This is a genomic window from Rhizobacter sp. P1_G5, assembly GCF_056405435.1.
Window position 1 is genome coordinate 1 of sequence record NZ_JBFUCB010000953.1, and the last position, 1,512, is coordinate 1,512.

1 protein-coding gene and 1 pseudogene are annotated in these 1,512 nt (G+C 68.1%); both read left to right on the forward strand.

Annotated elements, in window-relative coordinates:
- The first annotated feature begins 144 nt into the window (after positions 1-144).
- Positions 145-1,371, forward strand: coding sequence for a benzoate/H(+) symporter BenE family transporter (locus tag AC1D12_RS33045; RefSeq protein ID WP_477825367.1), 1,227 nt, complete (start codon positions 145-147; stop codon positions 1,369-1,371).
- A gap of 20 nt (positions 1,372-1,391) precedes the next feature.
- Positions 1,392-1,512: pseudogene (locus tag AC1D12_RS33050) on the forward strand (glutathione synthase); the annotation flags it as partial.

A 1,512-nucleotide genomic window follows, 5' to 3' on the forward strand; every position in this document is an offset into this window, starting at 1 on the left:
GTGGGGCACCAGCCGAAGCGTCAGTGTTGTCCGCAGCGAGACTGAACGAACCGTATGGTTTTCGGGTTGAGGGCTCTTTGCTTTGGTTACTTTCATTTGAGCCAGCAAATGAAAGTGACTCGCCCGCCGGGGCGAGACCCGGCAATGCCACGCAGTGAACCGCTGTACGCGGTAGGCTCCCGAGCCATGCGCCTCCATCCCTCCGACATGTCCCTCTCGGCCTTCGTGGCCGGATTCGTTGCCGTCCTCGTCGGCTTCACCAGCTCCGTCGCCATCGTCTTTTCCGCCGCGCAAGCCCTCGGCGCCGGGCCTGCCGAGATCAGCTCGTGGATGTGGGCCCTCGGTCTGGGCATGGGACTGTGCTCGGTGGTGCCTTCGTTGTGGCTGCGCCAGCCGGTGATGATCGCGTGGTCAACACCCGGCGCGGCGGTGCTTGCCACCGCTGCTGCCACCGGCGGCTTTCACCTGCCCGAGGCCGTCGGCGCCTTCCTCGTCAGCGCCGCCCTCATCACGCTCTTTGGCGTCACCGGCTGGTTCGAACGGCTGATGGGGCGCATCCCGATGCCGATCGCCAGCGCGCTGCTCGCCGGCGTGCTCGCCCGCTTCGGGCTCGATGCCTTCATCGCGCTCAAATCCTCGTTCGCACTCGTGCTGCTGATGCTGGCCACCTACCTCGTCGGGCGGCGCTTCTGGCCGCGCTATGCGGTGCCCGGCGTGCTGGCGGTGGGTACCGCGTTCGCCGTGGCGCAGGGGCAACTGCACCTCGGGGCCGTCTCGTTCGCGCTGACGATCCCCGTGTTCACGATGCCGGTCTTCACGCTGCCCGCCGTCATCAGCCTCGCGTTGCCACTCTTCATCGTCACCATGGCCTCGCAGAACCTGCCCGGCGTCGCCGCGATCCGCGCCGCCGGCTACGACATGCCGATCTCCAAGCTCATCACGATCTCCGGCCTCGCCACGCTGCTGCTCGCGCCGTTCGGTGCCTTCGCACTGAACCTGTCCGCCATCACCGCCGCCATCTGCATGGGCCGCGAAGCGCATGAAGACAAGAACCGCCGCTACATGGCCGCCGTCGCCTGCGGGCTGATCTACTGCGTGATCGGGCTGTTCGGCGCGGCCGTCACCGGCGTGCTCACGGCCTTCCCGCGCGAGTTGGTCGTCGCGATCGCCGGGCTCGCCCTGCTCGGCACCATCGGCAACGGGCTCGCCTCCGCACTGAAGGAAGACGCGCACCGCGAGGCCGCACTGATCACCTTCCTCGTCACGCTGAGCGGGCTCAGCCTCTGGGGCATCGGCTCGGCCTTCTGGGGCATGGTCGCCGGCGCGCTCGCGCTTTTTGTGCAACAGTGGCGGCCCCGCATCGCCGCCTGACCGAAAGAGAGCGCCCCGCCATGACGCTGCTGTTCGTTGCCGACCCGCTGGAAGGCTTCAAGACCTACAAGGACTCCACCTTCGCCATGATGCGCGAAGCCGCCCGCCGCGGCCACGCACTCGCCGCCTGCGAACCGCGCG